The sequence below is a fragment of the Bradyrhizobium sp. MOS002 genome (assembly GCF_003020115.1).
Classification (GTDB): Bacteria; Pseudomonadota; Alphaproteobacteria; order Rhizobiales; family Xanthobacteraceae; genus Bradyrhizobium.
The window spans coordinates 100,199-118,890 of sequence record NZ_PYFX01000001.1 but is presented as its reverse complement, the minus strand read 5'-3'; the positions used below and the strand labels follow the sequence as shown (position 1 = coordinate 118,890).

Genomic DNA, 18,692 nt, shown 5'->3' with positions numbered 1-18,692 from the left:
GTAGATGGAGGTGTTGGCAACAAGCAGCGTGCCACAAGCGAAATCGCGCGGTATGGGTCCCGGCCTTCGCCGGGACGACGATGAGGAGAGAGGTATGGCTCCCTCACTTGCTGAGAGGCCTTAAGCCTCGCCCACCGTGTCGAACATCGCCGCGTCCATGGCCTCCGTCGTGGACTTGCCCGCCCACACCACGAACTGGAACGCCGGGAAATAGCGTTCGCATGCGTGGATGGCGCCGGCGAGCATGGCTTCGCACTGGCCGGTGGAGGCGATGAGTCCGCCCGGCAGCACCAGGGCCTGCCGGTGCATGATCATGCCGGTGGTGGTCCACAGGTCGAAGTGCCCGACCCACAGCTGCTCGTTGACCGCGGCGACGAGCCGCTGGACCTCCGATCGCCGCGCAACCGGAATCTTCATGTCGAAAGCGCAGGCCAGATGCAGCGCCTCGATCTCGCCCATCCAGGTGAAGGAGATCTGGTAGTCGGTCCATTGTCCCTTGGAGACAATCGTGAGTTCGTCTTCGCCGGAGCGTTCGAACGGCCAGTTGTTGCTGGCAGCGATATCCTCGACCACCGCGAGCGGATGATTTTTGGAATCGATGGTGCCTTCGAGCAGGGACATGCCGTCTCGACCTCTTGCCTTTTTGTTGTCTTTGATACGCACGCGGTTGGTCCGGCGCGCGCTCCCCTAAACATCGTTAAGGCGATCCGTTCGGATCAGCGCGGGCTTGTCGCGGATCAACTGATGTGATTTGCGGAATCTGCGCAACTGGCTGCCGAGTCCGTCCACAAGTCAGGACTCGTTCGTCCACAGCTCATCTCGGCCACAATTATTAACGCGGGGGAGGCCGAGCCGGACGGAGAAGAACAAACCGGAATCGGATTCGCCGATGGCCCGCCAATCGTTAATTCCGCCGCGTGGCGACTGGACCGCCATGGCGGCATGGGACCATGCGGTTTTCCCATGCGGAACCGGCTTGCCGCGGCCCCGAACCGGCGTCATATTTACGTTTAGGCCGCCCATTCCGGACGGCCGATGTTCTCAGGGCGGGGTGAAAGTCCCCACCGGCGGTAAGGGCCGAAAGGTCTAAGCCCGCGAGCGCCTTCCCCAAAGTGTGTTGCTGAGGGGAAGGGTCAGCAGATTCGGTGCAACTCCGAAGCCGACGGTTAAAGTCCGGATGAAAGAGAACGGTCGGTGGCAGACGCATCGCAGGATGCGGCTGTTTGTCGTTCCGTGTGCCCTGATTCTGGTCCTTAACTGAGGAAAGCCATGAATCAGATGTTGCAAGACCCCCAAGTCCAAACTTCCCAGCCAACCCAAACGCCACCGCCGGTTCCCCAGGATCCGGCGCCCGACCATCCGCGCTTCGCGAAACCGCAGCGGGTGGCCTTCGTGCAGGCCTGCTGGCACCGTGACGTGGTCGAGGAGGCTCGTATCGCCTTCGTGAAGGAGGCAGAAGCGCGCCACCTCAATCATGTCGACGTGTTCGAGGTGCCGGGCTCGTTCGAGATCCCGCTGCATGCGCAGATCCTCGCCAAGACACGACGCTACACCGCGATCGTCGCGGCCGGCCTCGTCGTCGACGGCGGCATCTACCGCCATGAGTTCGTCGCCGACACCGTGATCAAGGCGTTGATGGACGTGCAGCTGCGCACCGAGGTGCCCGTGTTCTCCGCGGTGCTGACGCCGCAGCAATTCCACGAGACCGAGGTGCACTACGATTTCTTCCGCAGGCATTTCGCGATCAAGGGCGTCGAGGTTGCGGCCGCCTGTGCTGAGACGTTGCTCGGGCTCGAACGCCTGCGCGGCCAGGTCGCCGCGGGAATCGTGTAACGCGGCGCAACGACCATCCCTCATCCCGAGCGGCGCGACGCGCGTCTCGACGGATGAGGGGCGATCGCTGCCGTCATCACCCCAGCGATACACCCGCCTTGGCGCGGCTGATCCCCAGCGTCAGGATGCGCTGCAGGAGAGCCGGATATTTGAGCCCGGCATGTAGAGCCGCCGTGGCGAACTCCTGGCTCTTGGCGATCTCGGGATTGGGATTGGCTTCGATGAAATACGGCGTTCCGTCTGCGGTGAGACGAAAATCGATGCGCGCGTAGCCGTCGAGGCCAAGCGCCCGATAGATGCGTTTCGCGGCCCGCTGGATCCTGGCGGTCACTTCCGGCGCCAGATCCTTCGCAGGCCCGTCGACGATGCCGACCTTTTCCTGATAGTCGGTGTCGTGCTTGGCCTTCTCCGTGGCGATGTGCCGTGAGCTGCGGCCGCCCATGCTGCCGAACTTCAACTCCCAGACCGGCAGAACGCGTAAGCGGTTGTTGCCGAGCACGCCGACGTAGAGCTCTCGCCCCTCGATGAATTGCTCGGCAATGGCGGCGGATTCGACCCGCTCGTGGATGAAGGCAACCCGCTCCGCCAGCTTTTCGTCGGTGTCGACGATCGACGCTTGCGAGATGCCGAACGAGCCATCCATGTTCAGGCTCTTGACGATCAGCGGCAGCGCAAGACGCGTCGGGCGTTTCACCTTGCGGCGCATCGGGAAGACGGCAAAGGCCGGCGCGGCGATCCGGCGGTGATGCACCAGCGTCTTGGACAAATCCTTGCCGCGGGCCAGGGTCAGGCCGCGCGGATTGCACCCGGTATAAGGCACCTTCATCAGTTCGAGATAGCTCGCGATGTGCTGGTCGAAGGCGACGTTGTTGTGGAATTCCTCCAGCAGCGTGAAAACCACGTGCGGCTTGAACTCCTCGATCGCTTCGCGCACCGGCTTGATTTCCTCCTGCGCGCCGAGTGGGCGAACCTCATGGCCCGCCGCGCGCAAGGTGCTCACCACGTCGTATTCCGTTTTCCACGCATTGATCTCCTGTGCGGAGTATCCGTCGGAGGAGTCCGGGGGCATGAAGTCCGGATGCATGAGGACTAGAATACGGAGACGTCTCATAGCGCGATCCATTTTCGCCGAGACGGGCCAAACATGGTGTGCATCGTCTTGGCGGTCACGAGGACGGTGAAATCGAGAACAAGCTTCGGTTCGGGGCCGACGGCGCGCAGGTCTAGCTCGCGGCAGCGAGAGATCATCTCGTCGAGCACGGCATCGAGCGTAAGCTGATTCTCGCCGGTCCATCGCGAGACCAATTGCCTGATCTGGGCACGATGGCGCCTGATCAGCGCCGCAGCCGGCTTTGAGCGGTGATGCCGTGGATCGGCTGAAAACAGCCGGGAGAGATCGCGATCGTAGGTCTTGGGGGGCGTAAAGGCGTAGAACGCCTGCTTCTTCTTGTAGTGGTCTTCGAGCGTCTGGCTGAGCCGACCCAGCGTATCGACACGATCCCGCGTCGTGATCAGCGGCCGCTTTCCCGCGATCTCGCCCATCAGCTCGTCGACATATTCGAGCTTCTTCAGTGCCGGCCAGCCGGCATATCGCGTCCGCCAGTTCGAGCGCGGCCGCAGCCACACCGCAAAGGTCTCGGCGAAATCCTCGTCCGGGTGGCTCTGCGCATACCACAGCCGCAGATGCTGGACGTAACGCCTGCTGGCCGGATTGGGCCGGTAATAGCGCGGGTAGTGTTTCGACGACGGGCCGAACAGTTGCTGCCAACGCCGACGGCGCTGCAGCTGGTAGCCGTGCTGAATGGCGTGGCCTGCCTCGTGACGGAGGATGGCCATGCACTCGCGCCAGGTTCCGCCCTCGACGTCGAACATCATCTTCTTCTCGAGCTTCATCAGGCGGGGATGAGCGAGATAGAACGGAATGGCGATGCCGGGAACGCCGCCCGGACTGAACCATTCGCTCGACATCCATGTGTGCGGCCGCAGCCGGATATCCCGTTCTTCCAGCTCCTCATAGAGCGTGCTGACGCAGCCCTCGAGCCAAGTGCCTTCGACCGTAACCCTCAGGCTGGAGAGGCGTTGCTTGAGCAACTCGTCATCCGACAGCTTCTCCCAGGCAAATTTCCGGCGTGGCATCGGGCATCCAGAGGGCAGAGATGACTCGGGATTCGGATGATGTCATGGGCGGTCGTTGGCAACAACCCGCAAGGCCCGCGTCGTAAGGGGCGCAAGGAGCGCTCACCCCCTCGCCCCGCTCTTGTCCGCCGAAGCCTTGGCGAAGGCGGATGCGGGGCCGCGACGAGCTTCGCTCACGCTGAGAGGGTGGGGTGAGGGGGAGTCTCCGGGGGATGGTGAGAGTTAGACTCGCGGAGAGTCCCCTCACCCGGAATTCAAGCTTCGCTCGAATTCCGGCCTCTCCCCGCAGGCGGGGAGAGGCGAAGAAGAAAATCAGTCGAACAGGCTCGAGACCGACTCTTCTGCCGCGGTGCGCGCGATCGCGTCCGAGATCAGGCTGGCGATCGGCAGCGTGCGGATGTTCGGTGCCTTGCTCACCGCCTCCGTCGGCAGGATCGAGTCGGTGATCACCAGCTCCTTCAGCCTGGAGTTTGTGATCCGGGCCGCCGCGCCGCCGGAGAGCACGCCGTGGGTGATGTAGGCGTAGACGTCTTTGGCGCCCTTGGCGATCAGCGCGTCGGCGGCGTTCACCAGCGTGCCGCCGGAGTCCACGATGTCGTCGATCAGGATGCAGGTGTAGCCTGCGACGTCGCCGATCACGTTCATGACCTCGGATTCACCCGCCCTCTCGCGGCGCTTGTCGACGATCGCGAGCGGGGTGTTGATGCGCTTGGCGAGGCCGCGTGCGCGCGCCACGCCGCCGACGTCAGGCGAGATCACCATCGTCCTGGAGAGGTCGAACTTGTCCTTGATGTCGCGCACCATCAGTGGCGCCGCGTAGAGGTTGTCGGTCGGGATGTCGAAGAAGCCCTGGATCTGGCCGGCATGCAGGTCGAGCGTCATGACGCGGTCGACGCCGGCCTGCGTGATCAGATTGGCGACGAGTTTTGCCGAGATCGGCGTGCGCGAACCCGATTTGCGGTCCTGCCGGGCGTAGCCGAAATAGGGCAGCACCGCGGTGATGCGGCGCGCCGAGGAGCGGCGCAGTGCGTCGGTGATGATCAGCAATTCCATCAGATGGTCGTTCGCCGGGAACGAGGTCGACTGGATGATGAAGGCATCCGAGCCGCGCACGTTCTCCTGGATCTCGACGAAGATCTCCATGTCGGCGAAGCGCCGTACCACCGCCTTGGTCAACGGCAGGTCGAGACCCTGCGCGATGGCCTGTGCGAGAGCCGGATTGGAGTTGCCGGCGACGAGCTTGATGGAGCCGTTCTTGGCCGACATGGACGCTTCCTCCCGCGCTTTGCTGGACACGATGTTCAACATCAAACAATACCCACTGGAAGCACGGTTACGACGGGCGAGGAAATATCAGGCCGGAGGCTGCAATGGCAACCCGGGACGCTACGTTTTCCCTGCGAAATCCCGAGTCCGGCCAACGGTTTGGCCGGAAGTTGGGGCCGTGGTTTCGCGGGGGTTATCGCTCGGCATAGCCCAGCGCCGAGGCCGGCATCTCGGCCGCCGGAGCCTCCGGGATCACACTCGCCACGGCCGGCCCGCGCAAGCCGGGAGCCGAGACCGGCGCATCCGGCGTGCCGTTGATCATGTTGGAAAGCCCGCTGAATCCGGCCTGGGCGATCTTCCGCAGCACGAGGTCGTCGGCAGCGCCCCAAGGGTCGCGGCCGCCCTTGGCCGCCGTCGGTTCCTCGCCGGAAAGGCGCAGCGCCCGCTGCTGGTTGGCGTCGTAGACGTCCCAGACCCAGGCGATCACGGTCTTGCCGCGCACGATCTGGGCAGAGAGGTAGCTGCGCACGCGGTAGGCAGCCGACCCCTCGCGGGAGACCACGGACAGGCTGCGCAGCTTGGATTCGGTGTCGAGCACGCCGACCATGCGGTCGAACACTTGCGGCGGCGGTCCGTCGATCGATTCGAACGCGACTGTCGCCCCGGAGCCGGCGCTCGGCGCCATCGCATAGGAGTTCGCGGCACCACCGCCACCGGCACAGCCGCCAAGCGCGGCCGCCGCCGTCAGCAGCATGACCGCCAGCACGCGCGAACCCGCGCGGCGCAAGATGAATGACGCGTCCCTCATTATGGAGGGCAGCGATATCGTTAAAACGCATTAACGTCTAGGGCGGGGGCGCCACAGGCCACTGTCATCGCGCGCGGGCATCGCCCCGGAATGACACGGGGTTGCCTTTGTGTTCACGCTTCGAGCGCGATTGCGTGAACGTGGCGGCCGTAATCCGGCTCCTTGCGATGCACGGAGCGGCGATAGCTGAAGAAGCGCTCGTCGGCGTAGGTGTCCAGACCAAGATCGTCGATCATCAGGATACCCGCGGCTTCCAGACGCTTCCGGATGAAGCCGGCGAGGTCGAACATCGCGTGTCCCTCGCGCACCGAAGGGATGAAGAACATGGCGTTGTCCGCATCCGCCTCGATGAAACGCGCCACGAACTCGTTGCCGACTTCATAACTGTCCTGGCGGATCAGCGGGCCGATCGCGGCGATGATGCCGCTGCGCGAGGCGCCGAGTTTTTCCATCGCTGAAATGGTCTGCTCCAGCACGCCGGTGAGCGCGCCCTTCCAGCCGGCATGCGCGCCGCCGATCACGCCCGCATTGGGATCGACGAACAGCACCGGTCCGCAATCGGCGGTAGAGACGCCGAGCGCGATGCCGGGCACCTTCGTCACCAGCGCATCGCCCTTCGGCCGCGGCCCGCTCGGCCACGGGGTGTCGGCGACGAGGACGTCGGGCGAATGGATCTGGTGCAGGCTGAGAAAGCGTTCCGGTGCGACGCCGACATGCTCGGCCATGCGGCGGCGGTTCTCCGCGACAAGGGCTTGATCGTCGTTGGAGCCGAGCCCGCCGTTCAGCGCGGAATAGATGCCGCCCGAGACGCCGCCTTCGCGGGTGAAGAAGGCGTGGCGCAGGCCCGGCACGGCGGACAGCAGCGAGGAGGCAAGCGTCATGAACCGTCTCCGGCGCGTTCGAGATCGCTCAGGCCGGCGATACCCGTCAGCCGCGGCTCGGAAATGCCGAGCACCTTGAACATCGAGCCCATGCCGCTACGCCCGGTTTCGGTCAGTCGCTTCAGCGCGATCGAAATGTCGGTGGCGACGTCAGGCGCCGCCTTCTGCATCAAGGCGGCGGCACGGGTCTCGATGCCGACGCGTTTGAGGAAATCGCCCTGCGTCACCGGCCCGTGCACGCGGGCGCCGACGTCCTCCGCCCCGCGCGCGAGCGCCTGGAAGTCGACATGGGCCGTGACGTCGGCCTGGCCCGGCGCCTTCAGGGGATCGGTGAAGGTGTGGCGCGCGATCGCCTGGAAGGTGTCGCCGGCATCGCTGCGCAGATGGCCGTAATCGATGATCAGCGCCGCGCCGTCCTGGTCGCGCACGCGGCTGGCGAGCTTCATGATCTCCGCATCGGGCCGCCATTCGAACACGGCCCCGACGGGCGCGGCGCGCACCAGAGGCGGCAGCAGCACCTCGAAGCGCGGCGTCGGCTCGGCCGCCGCGCCGAATTGAAGTTTTCCGTTGGCGTCGACCTCGATCACGCGCTCGTGCCAGCCGTTCTCGTGACGGACCATCTGGTGGATCGGCAGCACGTCGAAATATTCGTTGGCGAGGATAATGCTCGGTCCCTCAGGCACGTCGTCGATGCGGTCGTGCCAGGCGATGTTGCGCACGCCCGACAGCGTCGCACTCTGCCGCTCGCGCAGGACCGGATTGACCTCGACCATGTGGATATGGAGCGCCTGGTAAAGCGGCGGCAGCACGCGGAGCGCACGTAGCGCATCGGCCATCATGGTGCCGCGGCCGGGACCGAGCTCGATCAGCCGCAGGAATTGCGGCGAGCCCATCTGCTTCCACACCGAGGCGGTCCACAGGCCCAAGAGCTCGCCGAACATCTGGCTGACCTCGGGCGCGGTGGTGAAGTCGCCTTCTCGTCCCAATGGATCGCGCGAGACGTAATAGCCATAGCGCGGATGCATCAGGCACAGTTCCATGTACCGCCAGACCGGCATGGGGCCTGAGGATTTGATCAGCGCCTTGATCTCGTCGAGTAACGGCTGGTCGGTCACGGCCTATCTTCTCAAAAGGAATTAACGAATAGCCCCTGCGGGCTCGGGCGCACCGCGCCTCACTGCCAATACAATAAGTATGCCGCCTACAATAAGCATCGGGATCGACAACAGCATGCCCATGGTTAATCCGCCCCAGAGGAAGCCGAGCTGGGCGTCCGGTTCGCGGAAATGCTCGCCGGCGATCCGGCTCAAGCCATAGATCAGGATGAAGGCGCCGAGGATCATGCCCGGCCGCTTCAGGGCGCCGAAGCGGATCATGATCGCGAGGGCCGCGAATAGCAAAATGCCCTCCATGCCGGCCTCGTAGAGCTGGCTCGGATGGCGCGGCAGCTGGGTGGGATCGTTGGGGAAGATCATCGCCCAGGGCAGCTCCGGGTCGGCGGCGCGACCCCACAATTCGCCATTGATGAAATTGGCGATGCGGCCGAGCAGCAATCCGACCGGGGCGACTGCGGTGGTGATGTCGCCCAGCGACAGGATCGAGATGCCGTTGCGATAGGCGAACCACATCACCGCCACGACGCAGCCTAGGAAGCCGCCGTGGAAGGACATACCGCCTTCCCACAGCCTGAAGATCGCGGCGGGATGATCGATGAAGAAGGGCAGATTGTAGAACAGCACATAGCCGGTGCGGCCGCCCAGGATGATGCCGAGCGTGACCCACAGAATGAAGTCGTCGATCTGCACCAGCGACATCGGCGCCGGGCCGCCCCACAGGCGTTCTTTCTTCAGGAGCGAGCGCGCATAGAGCCAGCCGAACACGATGCCGCAGATATAGGCCAGCGCATACCAGCGGATTGCGAACGGACCGATCTCGATCGCAATCGGCTTGAAGGCGGGAAAGTCGATGAGCAGAAAGGGCATCGCACCTTCTATGTCTAGACGAGATTGCGGCGATAGAGCGCCAGCAGGCGCTCCCAATGCCGCTCGGCGGCGTCGCGGTGATAGACCGGACGCTTGGGGAACGCGAAGCCGTGATGGGTGCCGGGATAGATCTCGACCTCGGCTTTGGCGCCGCTCATGCCCTGCTTGACCTTCTCGATGATCTCGGCGGGCGCGTAGATGTCAGTCTCGGCGCAGGCGAAGTAGAGTTCAGCCTTGGTCTTGGCTGCCGCGAGATGCGGGCTGTCGTCCTGGTCGGTTGCGAGCTTCGTGCCGTAGACCGAGGCCGCGGCCTTGACGCAATCGGGAAAATGCGTGGCGGCGTTGACGGCGTAGCGGCCGCTCATGCAGTAGCCGACGGTGCCGATCAGTTTGGTGTTGGCGGCCGCCTGGCCCTCGGCATAGGTGAGCAGCGCCCTCGTGTCGTCCATGATCATGGGGATCGTCAGCGAGTCCATCAGCGCGAACATGCGCTTGCGCTCCGGCGCGTTCGGATCGGCCGGCAGCGCGCCGAGCTCCATCACGCCGGAGCGGTAATAGAGGTTCGGCAGCATCACGTAATAGCCCGATGTCGCGAGCCGGCGCGCCATGTCGCGCAGCTCTTCGCGGATCGCCGGCGCGTCCATGTAGAACAGGATGACCGGAAACGGCCCGCCGCGTTCGGGATAGCTGATGAAGGTTGCGGTGTGACCGTCCTTGGTGGGGATCGCGATCTGCTGGTCGATCATCTCGAGCGCCTTTTGTGATTCTTCTTATGCAGGGACGTTGAATACGATTGCAAGGAAACCGGGGCATGACAAGGATACCGCCGATCGGCCCTTGAACCGGCCCAATCGGATTGCCATTGTCTCCCCGCGCGTTCGCGCAGAGTTCATCGAAAGCCGCCAGGAGACCGACATGACCCAGACCAACAACCGGTTTTTCGACGAGATCGGCCGCCTGATGAACGACGCCGCCGGTGCCGCGCAGGGCGTCAAGCGCGAGTTCGACACGGTGATGCGCACCCAGGCCGAAAAATTCCTGCGCGACATGGACCTGGTCAAGCGCGAGGAGTTCGAGGCGGTCAAGGACATGGCGCGCCTGGCGCGTGAGGAGAACGAGGCCCTGAAGGCGCGCATCACGGCGCTGGAGGCCAAGCTCGGCGGGTAGACTTTTCCGTCATTCCGGGGCGATGCGCAGCGATCGAACCCGGAATCTCGAGCGGGTTCGATCGCTGTCGCGACCGACCCGGAATGACCGACAGTTCAGGGACGCCCGGCAGCCCATTCTCCTTGTCATTTCCGCGTCTTCCGGGTAAAAGCCCGCCACGTCCGCAGCCCCCGCACCCCTGGAGGCTTGCTGCGGCGTATGCCATGGGCCGCGCTGCGGCCCATTAACTTTTGCAAAAACAAGGACTTAACGTTATGGCGACCGTCAAGGAATTGAAGGCGACCGCACGTCCGAAGAGCGGCAAGGGGGCCGCCCGGGCTGAGCGTCGCGCCGGGAGAGTGCCCGGAGTGATCTATGGCAACAACCAGCCCCCGCTGACCATCTCGGTTGACGATCGCGAACTGCGCTCGCGCATCCTTGCCGGCCGGTTCCTGACCACGCTGGTCGACATCGACCTCGAAGGCAACAAGCACCGCGTGATTCCGCGCGACTACCACCTCGATCCGGTCAAGGACTTCCCGATCCATGTCGACTTCATGCGGCTCGGCGAAGGCGCCACCATCCGCATCAGCGTTCCCTTGCACGTCGTGAAGGCTGAAGGTTCGCCCGGCGTGAAGCGCGGCGGCGCCGTGAACATCGTTGCGCATGCGATCGAGCTCGAGTGCGGCGTGGAGAACATCCCGCAGTTCATCGAGGCTGACGTCGGTTCGCTCGAAATCGGTCACTCGCTGCATCTCTCGGACATCAAGCTGCCGGCCGGCGTGAAGGCGCTGACCTCCGAGGACGCGACCCTCGTCACCATCGTGCCGCCGTCCGGCTACGCCGAAGAGCTGAAGGCCGCGGCTGCTGCTCCTGCTGCGGGTGCTGCTGCTCCGGCGGCTGGTGCCGCTCCTGCTGCGGGTGCTGCTGCTCCGGCAGCGGCTGCCAAGGCTCCGGCTGCCAAGGCTCCCGCCGGCGGCGACAAGAAGAAGTAATCTCTCAAAGCTGGCGCGCGGTCCCTGACCGCGCGCCGAGCGAGGGGCGCGCCGCGTCATGCGACTGTTTGTTGGGCTCGGCAATCCCGGCCCGAAATTCGCACGTAACCGGCACAATGTCGGCTTCATGGCCGTCGACGAGATCGCACGGCGTCATGGTTTTGCGCCCTGGCGCCGCAGGTTTCAGGGCGAGACCTCGGAAGGCACGCTCGGCACCGAGCGCGTGATCCTGCTCAAGCCGATGACCTACATGAACGAGTCCGGCCGCAGCGTTCAGGAAGCGGCAAGCTTCTTCAAGATCGCGCCGGGCGACGTCACCGTATTCCATGACGAGCTCGAATTGCCGCCGGGCAAGGTGCGGGTGAAGATCGGCGGCGGTATCGCCGGCCATAACGGCCTGCGCTCGATCTCCGCCCATATCGGCAACGAGTACCGCCGGGTGCGGCTTGGCATCGGTCATCCCGGCGTCAAGGAATTGGTGCACGGCCACGTGCTGTCGGACTTCGCCAAAGCCGACAACGACTGGGTGGCGACGCTCTGCGACGCGGTAGCCGAGCACGCGGCACTGGTTGCCAAAGGCACGGACGCGACCTTCGCCAACAGGGTGCACCTCGCCATGCAGGCGAAGGGATTTTTGACCAAGGACGACAACGGCAAGGATTAACGCTCGTGGGATTTAAATGCGGGATCGTCGGATTGCCCAATGTCGGCAAATCGACCTTGTTCAACGCGCTGACCGAGACGGCCGCGGCGCAGGCGGCGAACTATCCGTTCTGCACGATCGAGCCGAATGTCGGCGAGGTCGCTGTGCCGGATCCGCGGCTCGATAAGCTCGCAGCGATCGCCAAGTCGGGCCAGATCATCCCGACCCGGCTGACCTTCGTGGACATCGCCGGCCTCGTGCGCGGTGCGTCCAAGGGTGAAGGCCTCGGCAACCAGTTCCTCGCCAACATCCGCGAGACGGACGCCATCGCGCATGTCGTGCGCTGCTTCGAGGATTCCGACATCACCCATGTCGAGGGCAAGATCGCCCCGCTCGCCGACATCGAGACCATCGAGACCGAGCTGATGCTCGCCGATCTCGACAGCCTCGAAAAGCGCGTCGACAATTTGTCCAAGAAGGCCAAGGGCAACGACAAGGACGCCAAGGAGCAGCTCGACCTCGTCAATCGCACCCTGGTGCTGCTGCGCGAGGGCAAGCCCGCGCGTCTCGTCGAACGCAAGGCCGAGGAAGAGCGCGCCTTCGGGATGCTCGGCCTGCTGTCCTCCAAGCCCGTGCTCTACGTCTGCAACGTCGAGGAAGGCTCGGCCGCATCAGGCAATTCGTTCTCGAAGGCGGTGCAGGACCAGGCTGCCAAGGAAGGCGCCATTGCCGTCGTCATCTCGGCAAAAATCGAATCCGAGATCGCCACCATCTCACGTGACGAACGCGCCGACTTCCTGGAGACGCTGGGCCTCGAAGAGGCCGGCCTCGATCGCCTGATCCGCGCCGGCTACACGCTGCTCGACCTCATCACCTATTTCACGGTGGGCCCGAAGGAAGCGCGCGCCTGGACCATCTATCGCGGCACCAAGGCGCCGGGCGCGGCCGGTGTGATCCACACCGACTTCGAGAAGGGTTTCATCCGCGCCGAGACCATCGCGTATGAGGACTACGTCGCGCTGGGCGGCGAAGCCGGCGCCCGCGATGCCGGCAAGCTCCGCCTCGAAGGCAAGGAATACGTCGTCGCCGACGGCGACGTGATGCATTTCAGGTTCAATACGTAAGATCTCGATAGATTCGTAGGGTGGGTTAGCGAAGCGTAACCCACCATGCGTCCTCGTTTGCCGAACGAAGTTGGTGGGTTACGCCTTTGGCTAACCCACCCTACGCCACTACGGCGCCGGTGCTTGCCTCACCGCAACCCGCCGCCCTGATCCCTGATCGCGCCGAGATGCTCGTTGATGCGGAAGATGATCAGGATCAGCTCCGCGATGATGCGCGAGAACACGATCCCGACGACGACGCTCGCGATCGACGACAGCAGCATCAGGAAGCCGCCGAACGGGCTGATCGCCATCATCGCGAGGCCTGAGAAAATGCCGGAGAGGCCGAACAGGCAGATCAGCGCGATCACCAGCCAGTAGAAGGTCTTGATGATCGTCGGCGTGATGAAGCGGTCCCATTGAAACAGGTCGCTGAATGAAAACATTGCTCTCCCCAGGGCAATTCGGGTGTTGTCGGGCCTCGCAAATGGATCGTGGCCCCTGATCGATCCGACTCAAGACCAACGCCGTGCATCGAATGTAGCACGAGCCATGCGGGCCGGCGGGTTGAGATTGCCGCAAAGTGCGGCCACAATCTGTCATTCCCTCAAACCTTTCCCAAGATGACCCTGACCTTCGAAGATTTCCCGCCCGGCCGGTTCGGAACATTCGGCCCGCGCCATGTCACGCGCGACGAGATCGTAGCCTTTGCCGCCGAGTTCGATCCGCAGCCGATGCACCTCGACGAGGAGGCCGCCAGCAAAAGCATGCTGCGCGGCTTGTCCGGCTCGGGCTGGCATCTCTGTTCGCTGATGATGCGGATGATGGCCGACGGTTTCATAACCCGCGCCGCCTCGCTGGGCTCCCCCGGTGTCGATGAGGTGCGGTGGCTGTCTCCCTTGCGGCCCGGCGACGACCTCATGCTCGACGTCGACGTCGTGGAGGCCCGTACCTCGAAGAGTCGCCCGGAGCTCGGCATCGTTAAGTTCAAATGCACCGTGCGTAACGCGGCGGGGCAGGCGCTGTGCGAGATGACGTCGCCGATCCTGATCAAGCGGCGCGAGGGAGCGGTCTGATGCCGTTTTTCGAGGAGATCGAGATCGGGCATCGCCGCGAGATCGGCACCTATACGTTCACGGCGGAGTCGATCAAGACATTCGCCGCAAAATTCGATCCGCAGCGTTTTCACCTCGACGAGGAGGAGGGCAAGAACTCGCTGTTTGGCGGGCTCGCGGCCTCCGGCTGGCATGTCGGCTCGGCCTGCATGAGCCTGCTTGTCGCCGACGGCCAGCGCCTGGCGCGGGAAGCCGCTTCGCGCGGCGAGGAGGTCGCGGTGTGGGGCCCGTCGCCGGGCTTTCGCGACCTGCGCTGGATCAGGCCGGTGCTCGCCGGCGACACCATCACCTACGTCAACGTCGTCGTCGACAAGCGCAACTCGGCCTCGCGACCGGGCTGGGGCATCCTGACCGCGCGCACCACCGGCACCAACCAGCGGGGCGAGGACGTCTACGCCATCACCGCCAGTGCCTTCGTGCCGATGCGTGCGAACGGCCGTTAGATTCGTTCCAGGATGAACGACAAAAACAGCGTGCGAGTGTTGCTCCCGCGCTATGGACGCGATTCCGGGTGGCTGCCATAAGCCTGCGCAACATGGTTTTCCCGCGAAGCAGTTGGCGGAACCATCGAGTTGCTAACCAATTATGAACCTGTCGCTGTCTATTTGAACGAACTGGGCAGAGTACAGGGGACGAGGACCATGGCAGACCGCGGCGCACTCAAGCTGGTCGGATTCATCTTTGCTACCGCGACGCTGGCCGTGATGCTGGTCGCCGGCATGGTGGTGAAGGGCTATGCCGATGGTGCCTACACCCTGGAAGCTTCGACCGTGGAAGCCGCCCGGTAAGACTTCGTTAACTCCGCGGGGCCGTCATCAGGCTCCGCCTCAGCGGCTATAGACGAACGCCAATATCGCGATCGCAACCGCCAGCAATCCCACAAACCGCAGCATGATCGTGCCGAACTGGTTCGGCGCGGGCCGCAGCGGTATCGGGTCGGTGGTGTCGGGCCGAATGCTTTCCATGAAATTTCCCCCAAGCCCGGCCGCGATGGCAAGAGCGCTTGGCGTTAGTCGCCGGGGGGATGCGGGAAGTTCAAAACCCTCTGCTGTCATGCCCCGCTAAAGCGGGGCATCCAGTACGCCGCGGCTTCTCGATTCTGGCCTCGCTGCCTCTGGAATCCTGGATCACCCGCTTTCGTGGTGATGACAGCTGCGCTTGAGAAGGCATTCACGAATCAAAACCGCCGCGCTCCTTTCGGAACGCGGCGGCCGGTGATGCGGGATGTCAGCGATCAGCTGTTGCGCAGGCCGTCGGCGGCGCGCTTCCACTGCGAGACGTTGTCGGCGATCATGCGGGTCGACTTCATCGCGGCCTGGCTGAGCTGGGCATAGCCGGAGATCTCGCGCTGGACGCGCTGGCCTTCGGCGTGGAGCAGGTCGCGCAGGCTCTCGAGCTCGGAGATCAGATTCTCGATCTCGGCGAGCGAGGTGCCGGCGACGCGCTGGATCAGCGAGTTGACGTTGGTGACGGTGGCCTCCGCGCTCGGATCGAGCGGCGGCGCGTCCGTGGCGGTCGCTGCCGGACGGCGCAGATAGGCGATGTCGTTGCGGACGAAGTCACGGATGCCGGCTTCGACTTCCGTCACGGCGGCGAGGTTGGTGTCGACGGTCTCGGTCTCGGTGGCTTCGGTCTTTTCCGGACGCATGGCGTTCATCGTTATTCCCCTGTTCGCGTTGAGCGCAGCGCGAGTGTCCCCCGCACGACGACGTCAGTCTGGGACTAGGGCGTCGGATTTTGGCCGCAACTTGGCCGTGGTGCGGCAAGGGCGGTCCATTCGGGGGTTTTGCCGTGGCGTATGGTTACGGGAGTCTGAACGCGCCCGCGGAGAAGAACCTATCTCCTCATGGTGAGGAGCGCGAAGCGCGCGGCGGACGGTGCTGCGCCCCGCCGCGAGAACCATGCAGGCCCGGCTCTCGCAGTGGGCCTCGATCCTTCGAGACGCGCTCCGTTGGAGCGCTCCTCAGATGAGTGAGGAAGGTGGATCTACCAGCTCTTCTTGAAACCCGCCGTCAGGCTCTTGTTGATCGCCCCTTGCGAGGTTTCGCCGACGGAACCGGAGACGGTGACGTTGTCGAACAGTTTCTGCTCGGCGCCGACCTTGCGCAGCCATTTGTCGTCGGTGGTCGACAGCGACTGGCCCGCGGTGATGCTGGTGCCGGTGTCGGTGAGAGTGACCTTGGCCGACTGCTCGGTCTCGTAATTGCGCGTGATGTGACCGCCGACGCCGGGGAGCGCCGTGGTGCCCTGCTGGTTGACGCTGTAGCCGTTCTGGAGCGTCAGCGACGTGTCACCCGACAGCGGCACCGACTTGGTCAGCGAGGCCCCGAGCTTGCTCTGCTCGGCGCCGGGATCGACGCGGGCTTCCACCGCGGTCTTGTCCCAGATCGCGCCCGCGCCCGGCGCGGTCGCGGCCGCCCAGGCGCTGCCGGACGACTGAGGCACACTGCCGCCATTGGTGGCCTTCTGCGCCATCAGCTCCGACATCGTCCGCGGCTCGCTCGTCACCGTCATGTCGGCGCCGATGCGGGCGTCCCAGAATGAGGATACCGACTGCTTCACCGTCACCGCCGAGGAGCCGTTGGCGTTGGCGTTCGTCGCCCAGTTCAGCCCGTCCTTGGCGGCGGCCTGCGCGCGCTTCTTGGCGGCGACGATGTCGTTGAGCGTGCCGGCGTCGATCGCGAGCTGGCCCCAGTCGAGCTTGTCGACGTCGATGCCGCTCAGCACGTCGGGGTCGTTGACGTCGGGGGCCTCCGCCGTCTCGGCCTCGTCGTCGGGCGCTGCGGCCGGGCCGGGGGAGAAGGGCGGAATGATCTGCGCCGAAACCGTCAGCACCGATCCCAAGATGAAAGCGGCCGCCAGCATCGGCAGCCTGGTCCAGCCAAACCCTGTCGCGAATTCCATCGTCCTGCCCGTCAGCCCAGTTCCGGCCGAGGATGCGGAACCATCGTTGCGAAATTGTGGCGGTTCCATCAAACGTGAACCAACGGGCCGCGCGAAAGGCGCGCGCCCGATGACGAGCTTCTCCACGATTGCATCCGGCGGGGCTGGAGGCCAGGACGCGTCGCGGGGAGCATCAGCCATCGGTCCCGAACAGCGGGGCCCGTTGGTGTTCCGTTCAGCCGACGCTGGTCATCTTCGGCAGATGAATGGCGCGGCCAAGTGCCTGCTCGACCAGATCAAACGTGTCGATCAGCACGCGCATGCTGGTGAGCTTGCCCGCCCTGAACTGGGCGAACTGCGCCACCCGCAAGCTGATCGGCTTGCTGGAATCCAGCGCGGTCAGCGAATAGCGCAGCATCGAGGCGGCGGAATCGACGCCGAGCATGATGCTCTCGCGGTCGAAGCGGCGGACCTGGAAATTGTCGGCGAACTGGCGGATGACGTCGAGCACGGCGTCCTTGCCCTGGCGTGCGCCGAGGAACGGAAACATGTCGATCGGGCCGTAGAGCGCCCACTCGACGTCCTCGTCGATCAGGGCCTCGATATCCTCGAAATGCCGGTCGTTGATCGCGCGGTGCAATGCGCGCGAGAAACGCCAGAGGCTGTGCTCTGTCATCTTGGGCAGTCCTGAAGCTGGCTTGCGAAAAAAACGAAAAACAACCCCAAGCGCACAGGAAGGTGCCGCGGGGTCGCTCAACTCATTTGTATACGAACAAAATACGCCGTTTCGGCCAAAACGCAATTCACGTTTTTGCAATGCACAATTGATCCCGGCGTGTGAGATTTACAATAGGACCCCGTAGTTTCCCGGTCCGGGCCGTCTAGCCCCCGTCCACCCGCTCGCCCACGATCAGCGGGCCGATCTCGCGTTCCAGCACCTGCTGCACCAGGTCATAGGAATCGATGATCTCGCGGATCTGCGCCACCTGGCCGTGGCGGAACGTATAAAATATGGCCATGTCGACCTGAATGATGCGGTCGTTGCTGCGCTTCCTGAAAAACACGCGCAGATAGGCCGCGACGGCGTCGCCTTCGGCGACGATCTGCGGCACCTCGTAGCGGATCTCGGCGTATCGCTCCTGCACGGTGCGCCAGAATTCGCCGAGTTCCTTCTTGCCGTGGCAGGGGCCCATGTGCGGCAGCACGTCGATCGGCGCGTGGGTGAGAAAGTCGACGTCGTCGGTGCAGCACGACAGCGCGGCCTCGAGATCGCTGCGCGAGATGGCGTCGAGCAGATGCAGCACGCGCTGGCGATTGAGCTTCTCGACCGTCATTCCGCCCGTCCCTCATTCGCTGACTGAAGCTTGCGTAAAACTAACGCGCGGCCTCGGACCCCGGCAATCCGCAAAACCACAGGGGATGTTGCAGACGATATGACGCGCGAGCGCAATGCCAGGTTCATGGCGGCAATCAGGGGTTGAGTTACTGCGCACCTGCACGAATTCGCGCGGCGCTCGGCTGCATGGGCGCGCGAAGCACAGGGTGCGCGCGCCGCACCGAACGCGGGAACCGGGACGGGCCCGTGCTTGTTGAGACTGCGACACCGCATCCGGAGACATTGATCCATGAAATCCCTCGCCGCCATCGCCGCCGCACTTCTCATGCTTGGTGCGACCTCCCCCGCCAACGCCAAGGGCTGCATCAAGGGCGCCGTCGTCGGCGGCGTCGCCGGCCACTATGCCGGTCATCACGGCGTCCTCGGCGCCGCCGCCGGCTGCCTCTACGGCCGCCACCAAGCCAAGGAGCAGCAAGAGCAGGAGAGGCAACGGCAACAGCAGAGCCAGATGAACGGGCAGGGCAAGCTGTAACGGCAAAACTGTGCTCCCGCCGTCTTCTATCCG

Annotated in this window: 24 protein-coding genes and 1 riboswitch; of the genes, 9 read left to right on the top strand and 15 right to left on the bottom strand. The window is 64.4% G+C overall.

Features of this window, described 5'->3' with window-relative positions:
• Positions 1–120: 120 nt before the first annotated feature.
• Positions 121–621, bottom strand: coding sequence for a YbjN domain-containing protein (locus C7G41_RS00635; RefSeq protein WP_007614845.1), 501 nt, complete (start codon positions 619–621; stop codon positions 121–123).
• A 412-nt stretch (positions 622–1,033) separates the two neighbouring features.
• Positions 1,034–1,193, top strand: a riboswitch (FMN riboswitch).
• A 76-nt stretch (positions 1,194–1,269) separates the two neighbouring features.
• Here C7G41_RS00635 and C7G41_RS00630 point away from each other — a divergent pair.
• A complete protein-coding gene (locus tag C7G41_RS00630) occupies positions 1,270–1,833 on the top strand; it encodes a 6,7-dimethyl-8-ribityllumazine synthase (RefSeq protein ID WP_106940774.1) in 564 nt (187 codons plus the stop codon).
• A 76-nt stretch (positions 1,834–1,909) separates the two neighbouring features.
• Here C7G41_RS00630 and C7G41_RS00625 read toward each other — a convergent pair whose 3' ends face one another.
• From C7G41_RS00625 to C7G41_RS00590, 8 genes are all read right to left on the bottom strand, one after another.
• Positions 1,910–2,944, bottom strand: coding sequence for an ATP-grasp domain-containing protein (locus tag C7G41_RS00625; RefSeq protein WP_199198053.1), 1,035 nt, complete (start codon positions 2,942–2,944; stop codon positions 1,910–1,912).
• The gene (locus tag C7G41_RS00620; protein ID WP_106940772.1) at positions 2,941–3,969 is read right to left on the bottom strand and encodes a putative zinc-binding metallopeptidase; all 1,029 of its coding nucleotides are present in this window, start codon (positions 3,967–3,969) and stop codon (positions 2,941–2,943) included. The genes C7G41_RS00625 and C7G41_RS00620 overlap by 4 nt, the downstream gene beginning before the upstream one ends.
• Before the next feature lie 312 nt (positions 3,970–4,281).
• On the bottom strand, positions 4,282–5,235 hold the full coding sequence (locus C7G41_RS00615; protein WP_199198052.1) for a ribose-phosphate pyrophosphokinase: 954 nt from the start codon (positions 5,233–5,235) through the stop codon (positions 4,282–4,284).
• Positions 5,236–5,428: 193 nt separating this feature from the next.
• Entirely contained in the window at positions 5,429–6,043 is a 615-nt protein-coding gene (locus tag C7G41_RS00610) for a hypothetical protein (RefSeq protein WP_106940770.1), read from the bottom strand.
• Between the two features lie 113 nt (positions 6,044–6,156).
• Positions 6,157–6,924: a peptidoglycan editing factor PgeF gene (gene pgeF / locus C7G41_RS00605; RefSeq protein WP_106940769.1), complete on the bottom strand. Its 768-nt coding sequence runs from the start codon at positions 6,922–6,924 to the stop codon at positions 6,157–6,159.
• Positions 6,921–8,039: a class I SAM-dependent methyltransferase gene (locus tag C7G41_RS00600; protein ID WP_106940768.1), complete on the bottom strand. Its 1,119-nt coding sequence runs from the start codon at positions 8,037–8,039 to the stop codon at positions 6,921–6,923. The genes pgeF and C7G41_RS00600 overlap by 4 nt, the downstream gene beginning before the upstream one ends.
• Positions 8,040–8,060: 21 nt before the next feature.
• On the bottom strand, positions 8,061–8,906 hold the full coding sequence (lgt, locus tag C7G41_RS00595; RefSeq protein ID WP_106940767.1) for a prolipoprotein diacylglyceryl transferase: 846 nt from the start codon (positions 8,904–8,906) through the stop codon (positions 8,061–8,063).
• A gap of 14 nt (positions 8,907–8,920) precedes the next feature.
• Positions 8,921–9,652: a dienelactone hydrolase family protein gene (locus C7G41_RS00590; RefSeq protein WP_106940766.1), complete on the bottom strand. Its 732-nt coding sequence runs from the start codon at positions 9,650–9,652 to the stop codon at positions 8,921–8,923.
• Positions 9,653–9,821: 169 nt separating this feature from the next.
• Between C7G41_RS00590 and C7G41_RS00585 the strand changes: the two genes are divergently transcribed.
• From C7G41_RS00585 to ychF, 4 genes are all read left to right on the top strand, one after another.
• Entirely contained in the window at positions 9,822–10,073 is a 252-nt protein-coding gene (locus C7G41_RS00585) for an accessory factor UbiK family protein (protein WP_011090176.1), read from the top strand.
• Between the two features lie 254 nt (positions 10,074–10,327).
• The gene (locus tag C7G41_RS00580; RefSeq protein WP_018453521.1) at positions 10,328–11,047 is read left to right on the top strand and encodes a 50S ribosomal protein L25/general stress protein Ctc; all 720 of its coding nucleotides are present in this window, start codon (positions 10,328–10,330) and stop codon (positions 11,045–11,047) included.
• Between the two features lie 58 nt (positions 11,048–11,105).
• Positions 11,106–11,711, top strand: coding sequence for an aminoacyl-tRNA hydrolase (pth, locus tag C7G41_RS00575; RefSeq protein ID WP_106940765.1), 606 nt, complete (start codon positions 11,106–11,108; stop codon positions 11,709–11,711).
• Positions 11,712–11,716: 5 nt separating this feature from the next.
• Positions 11,717–12,814 (top strand): redox-regulated ATPase YchF, encoded by a 1,098-nt coding sequence (gene ychF / locus C7G41_RS00570; RefSeq protein ID WP_106940764.1) that lies wholly within the window; start codon positions 11,717–11,719, stop codon positions 12,812–12,814.
• A gap of 128 nt (positions 12,815–12,942) precedes the next feature.
• Here the strand turns inward: ychF and C7G41_RS00565 are convergent, their stop codons facing one another.
• Positions 12,943–13,239 (bottom strand): DUF4282 domain-containing protein, encoded by a 297-nt coding sequence (locus tag C7G41_RS00565; RefSeq protein ID WP_106940763.1) that lies wholly within the window; start codon positions 13,237–13,239, stop codon positions 12,943–12,945.
• 177 nt (positions 13,240–13,416) lie between these two features.
• Between C7G41_RS00565 and C7G41_RS00560 the strand changes: the two genes are divergently transcribed.
• The 3 genes from C7G41_RS00560 to C7G41_RS37610 all read left to right on the top strand — a co-directional run bounded on the left by C7G41_RS00560 (position 13,417) and on the right by C7G41_RS37610 (position 14,696).
• Positions 13,417–13,869, top strand: coding sequence for a MaoC family dehydratase (locus tag C7G41_RS00560; protein WP_106940762.1), 453 nt, complete (start codon positions 13,417–13,419; stop codon positions 13,867–13,869).
• Positions 13,869–14,351, top strand: coding sequence for a MaoC family dehydratase (locus C7G41_RS00555; RefSeq protein ID WP_106940761.1), 483 nt, complete (start codon positions 13,869–13,871; stop codon positions 14,349–14,351). The genes C7G41_RS00560 and C7G41_RS00555 overlap by 1 nt, the downstream gene beginning before the upstream one ends.
• Positions 14,352–14,549: 198 nt before the next feature.
• Entirely contained in the window at positions 14,550–14,696 is a 147-nt protein-coding gene (locus tag C7G41_RS37610; RefSeq protein ID WP_007596790.1) for a hypothetical protein, read from the top strand.
• Positions 14,697–14,735: 39 nt separating this feature from the next.
• Here the strand turns inward: C7G41_RS37610 and C7G41_RS37605 are convergent, their stop codons facing one another.
• From C7G41_RS37605 to C7G41_RS00535, 5 genes are all read right to left on the bottom strand, one after another.
• Positions 14,736–14,873 carry a hypothetical protein gene (locus tag C7G41_RS37605; RefSeq protein ID WP_007614812.1) on the bottom strand — a complete coding sequence of 46 codons (138 nt, stop codon included), beginning with the start codon at positions 14,871–14,873 and terminating at the stop codon, positions 14,736–14,738.
• Positions 14,874–15,142: 269 nt separating this feature from the next.
• Complete coding sequence (locus tag C7G41_RS00550; RefSeq protein WP_106940760.1) at positions 15,143–15,565, bottom strand: hypothetical protein; 423 nt, start codon at positions 15,563–15,565, stop codon at positions 15,143–15,145.
• Between the two features lie 329 nt (positions 15,566–15,894).
• Positions 15,895–16,812 carry a hypothetical protein gene (locus tag C7G41_RS00545; protein WP_199198051.1) on the bottom strand — a complete coding sequence of 306 codons (918 nt, stop codon included), beginning with the start codon at positions 16,810–16,812 and terminating at the stop codon, positions 15,895–15,897.
• 214 nt (positions 16,813–17,026) lie between these two features.
• Complete coding sequence (locus tag C7G41_RS00540) at positions 17,027–17,467, bottom strand: nuclear transport factor 2 family protein (protein ID WP_018453530.1); 441 nt, start codon at positions 17,465–17,467, stop codon at positions 17,027–17,029.
• 205 nt (positions 17,468–17,672) lie between these two features.
• Positions 17,673–18,125 (bottom strand): nuclear transport factor 2 family protein, encoded by a 453-nt coding sequence (locus tag C7G41_RS00535; RefSeq protein WP_106940759.1) that lies wholly within the window; start codon positions 18,123–18,125, stop codon positions 17,673–17,675.
• 291 nt (positions 18,126–18,416) lie between these two features.
• On the opposite strand from C7G41_RS00535, the gene C7G41_RS00530 reads away from it, so the two are divergent.
• Positions 18,417–18,659 carry a hypothetical protein gene (locus C7G41_RS00530; RefSeq protein WP_106940758.1) on the top strand — a complete coding sequence of 81 codons (243 nt, stop codon included), beginning with the start codon at positions 18,417–18,419 and terminating at the stop codon, positions 18,657–18,659.
• The last annotated feature ends 33 nt before the right edge of the window (positions 18,660–18,692 follow it).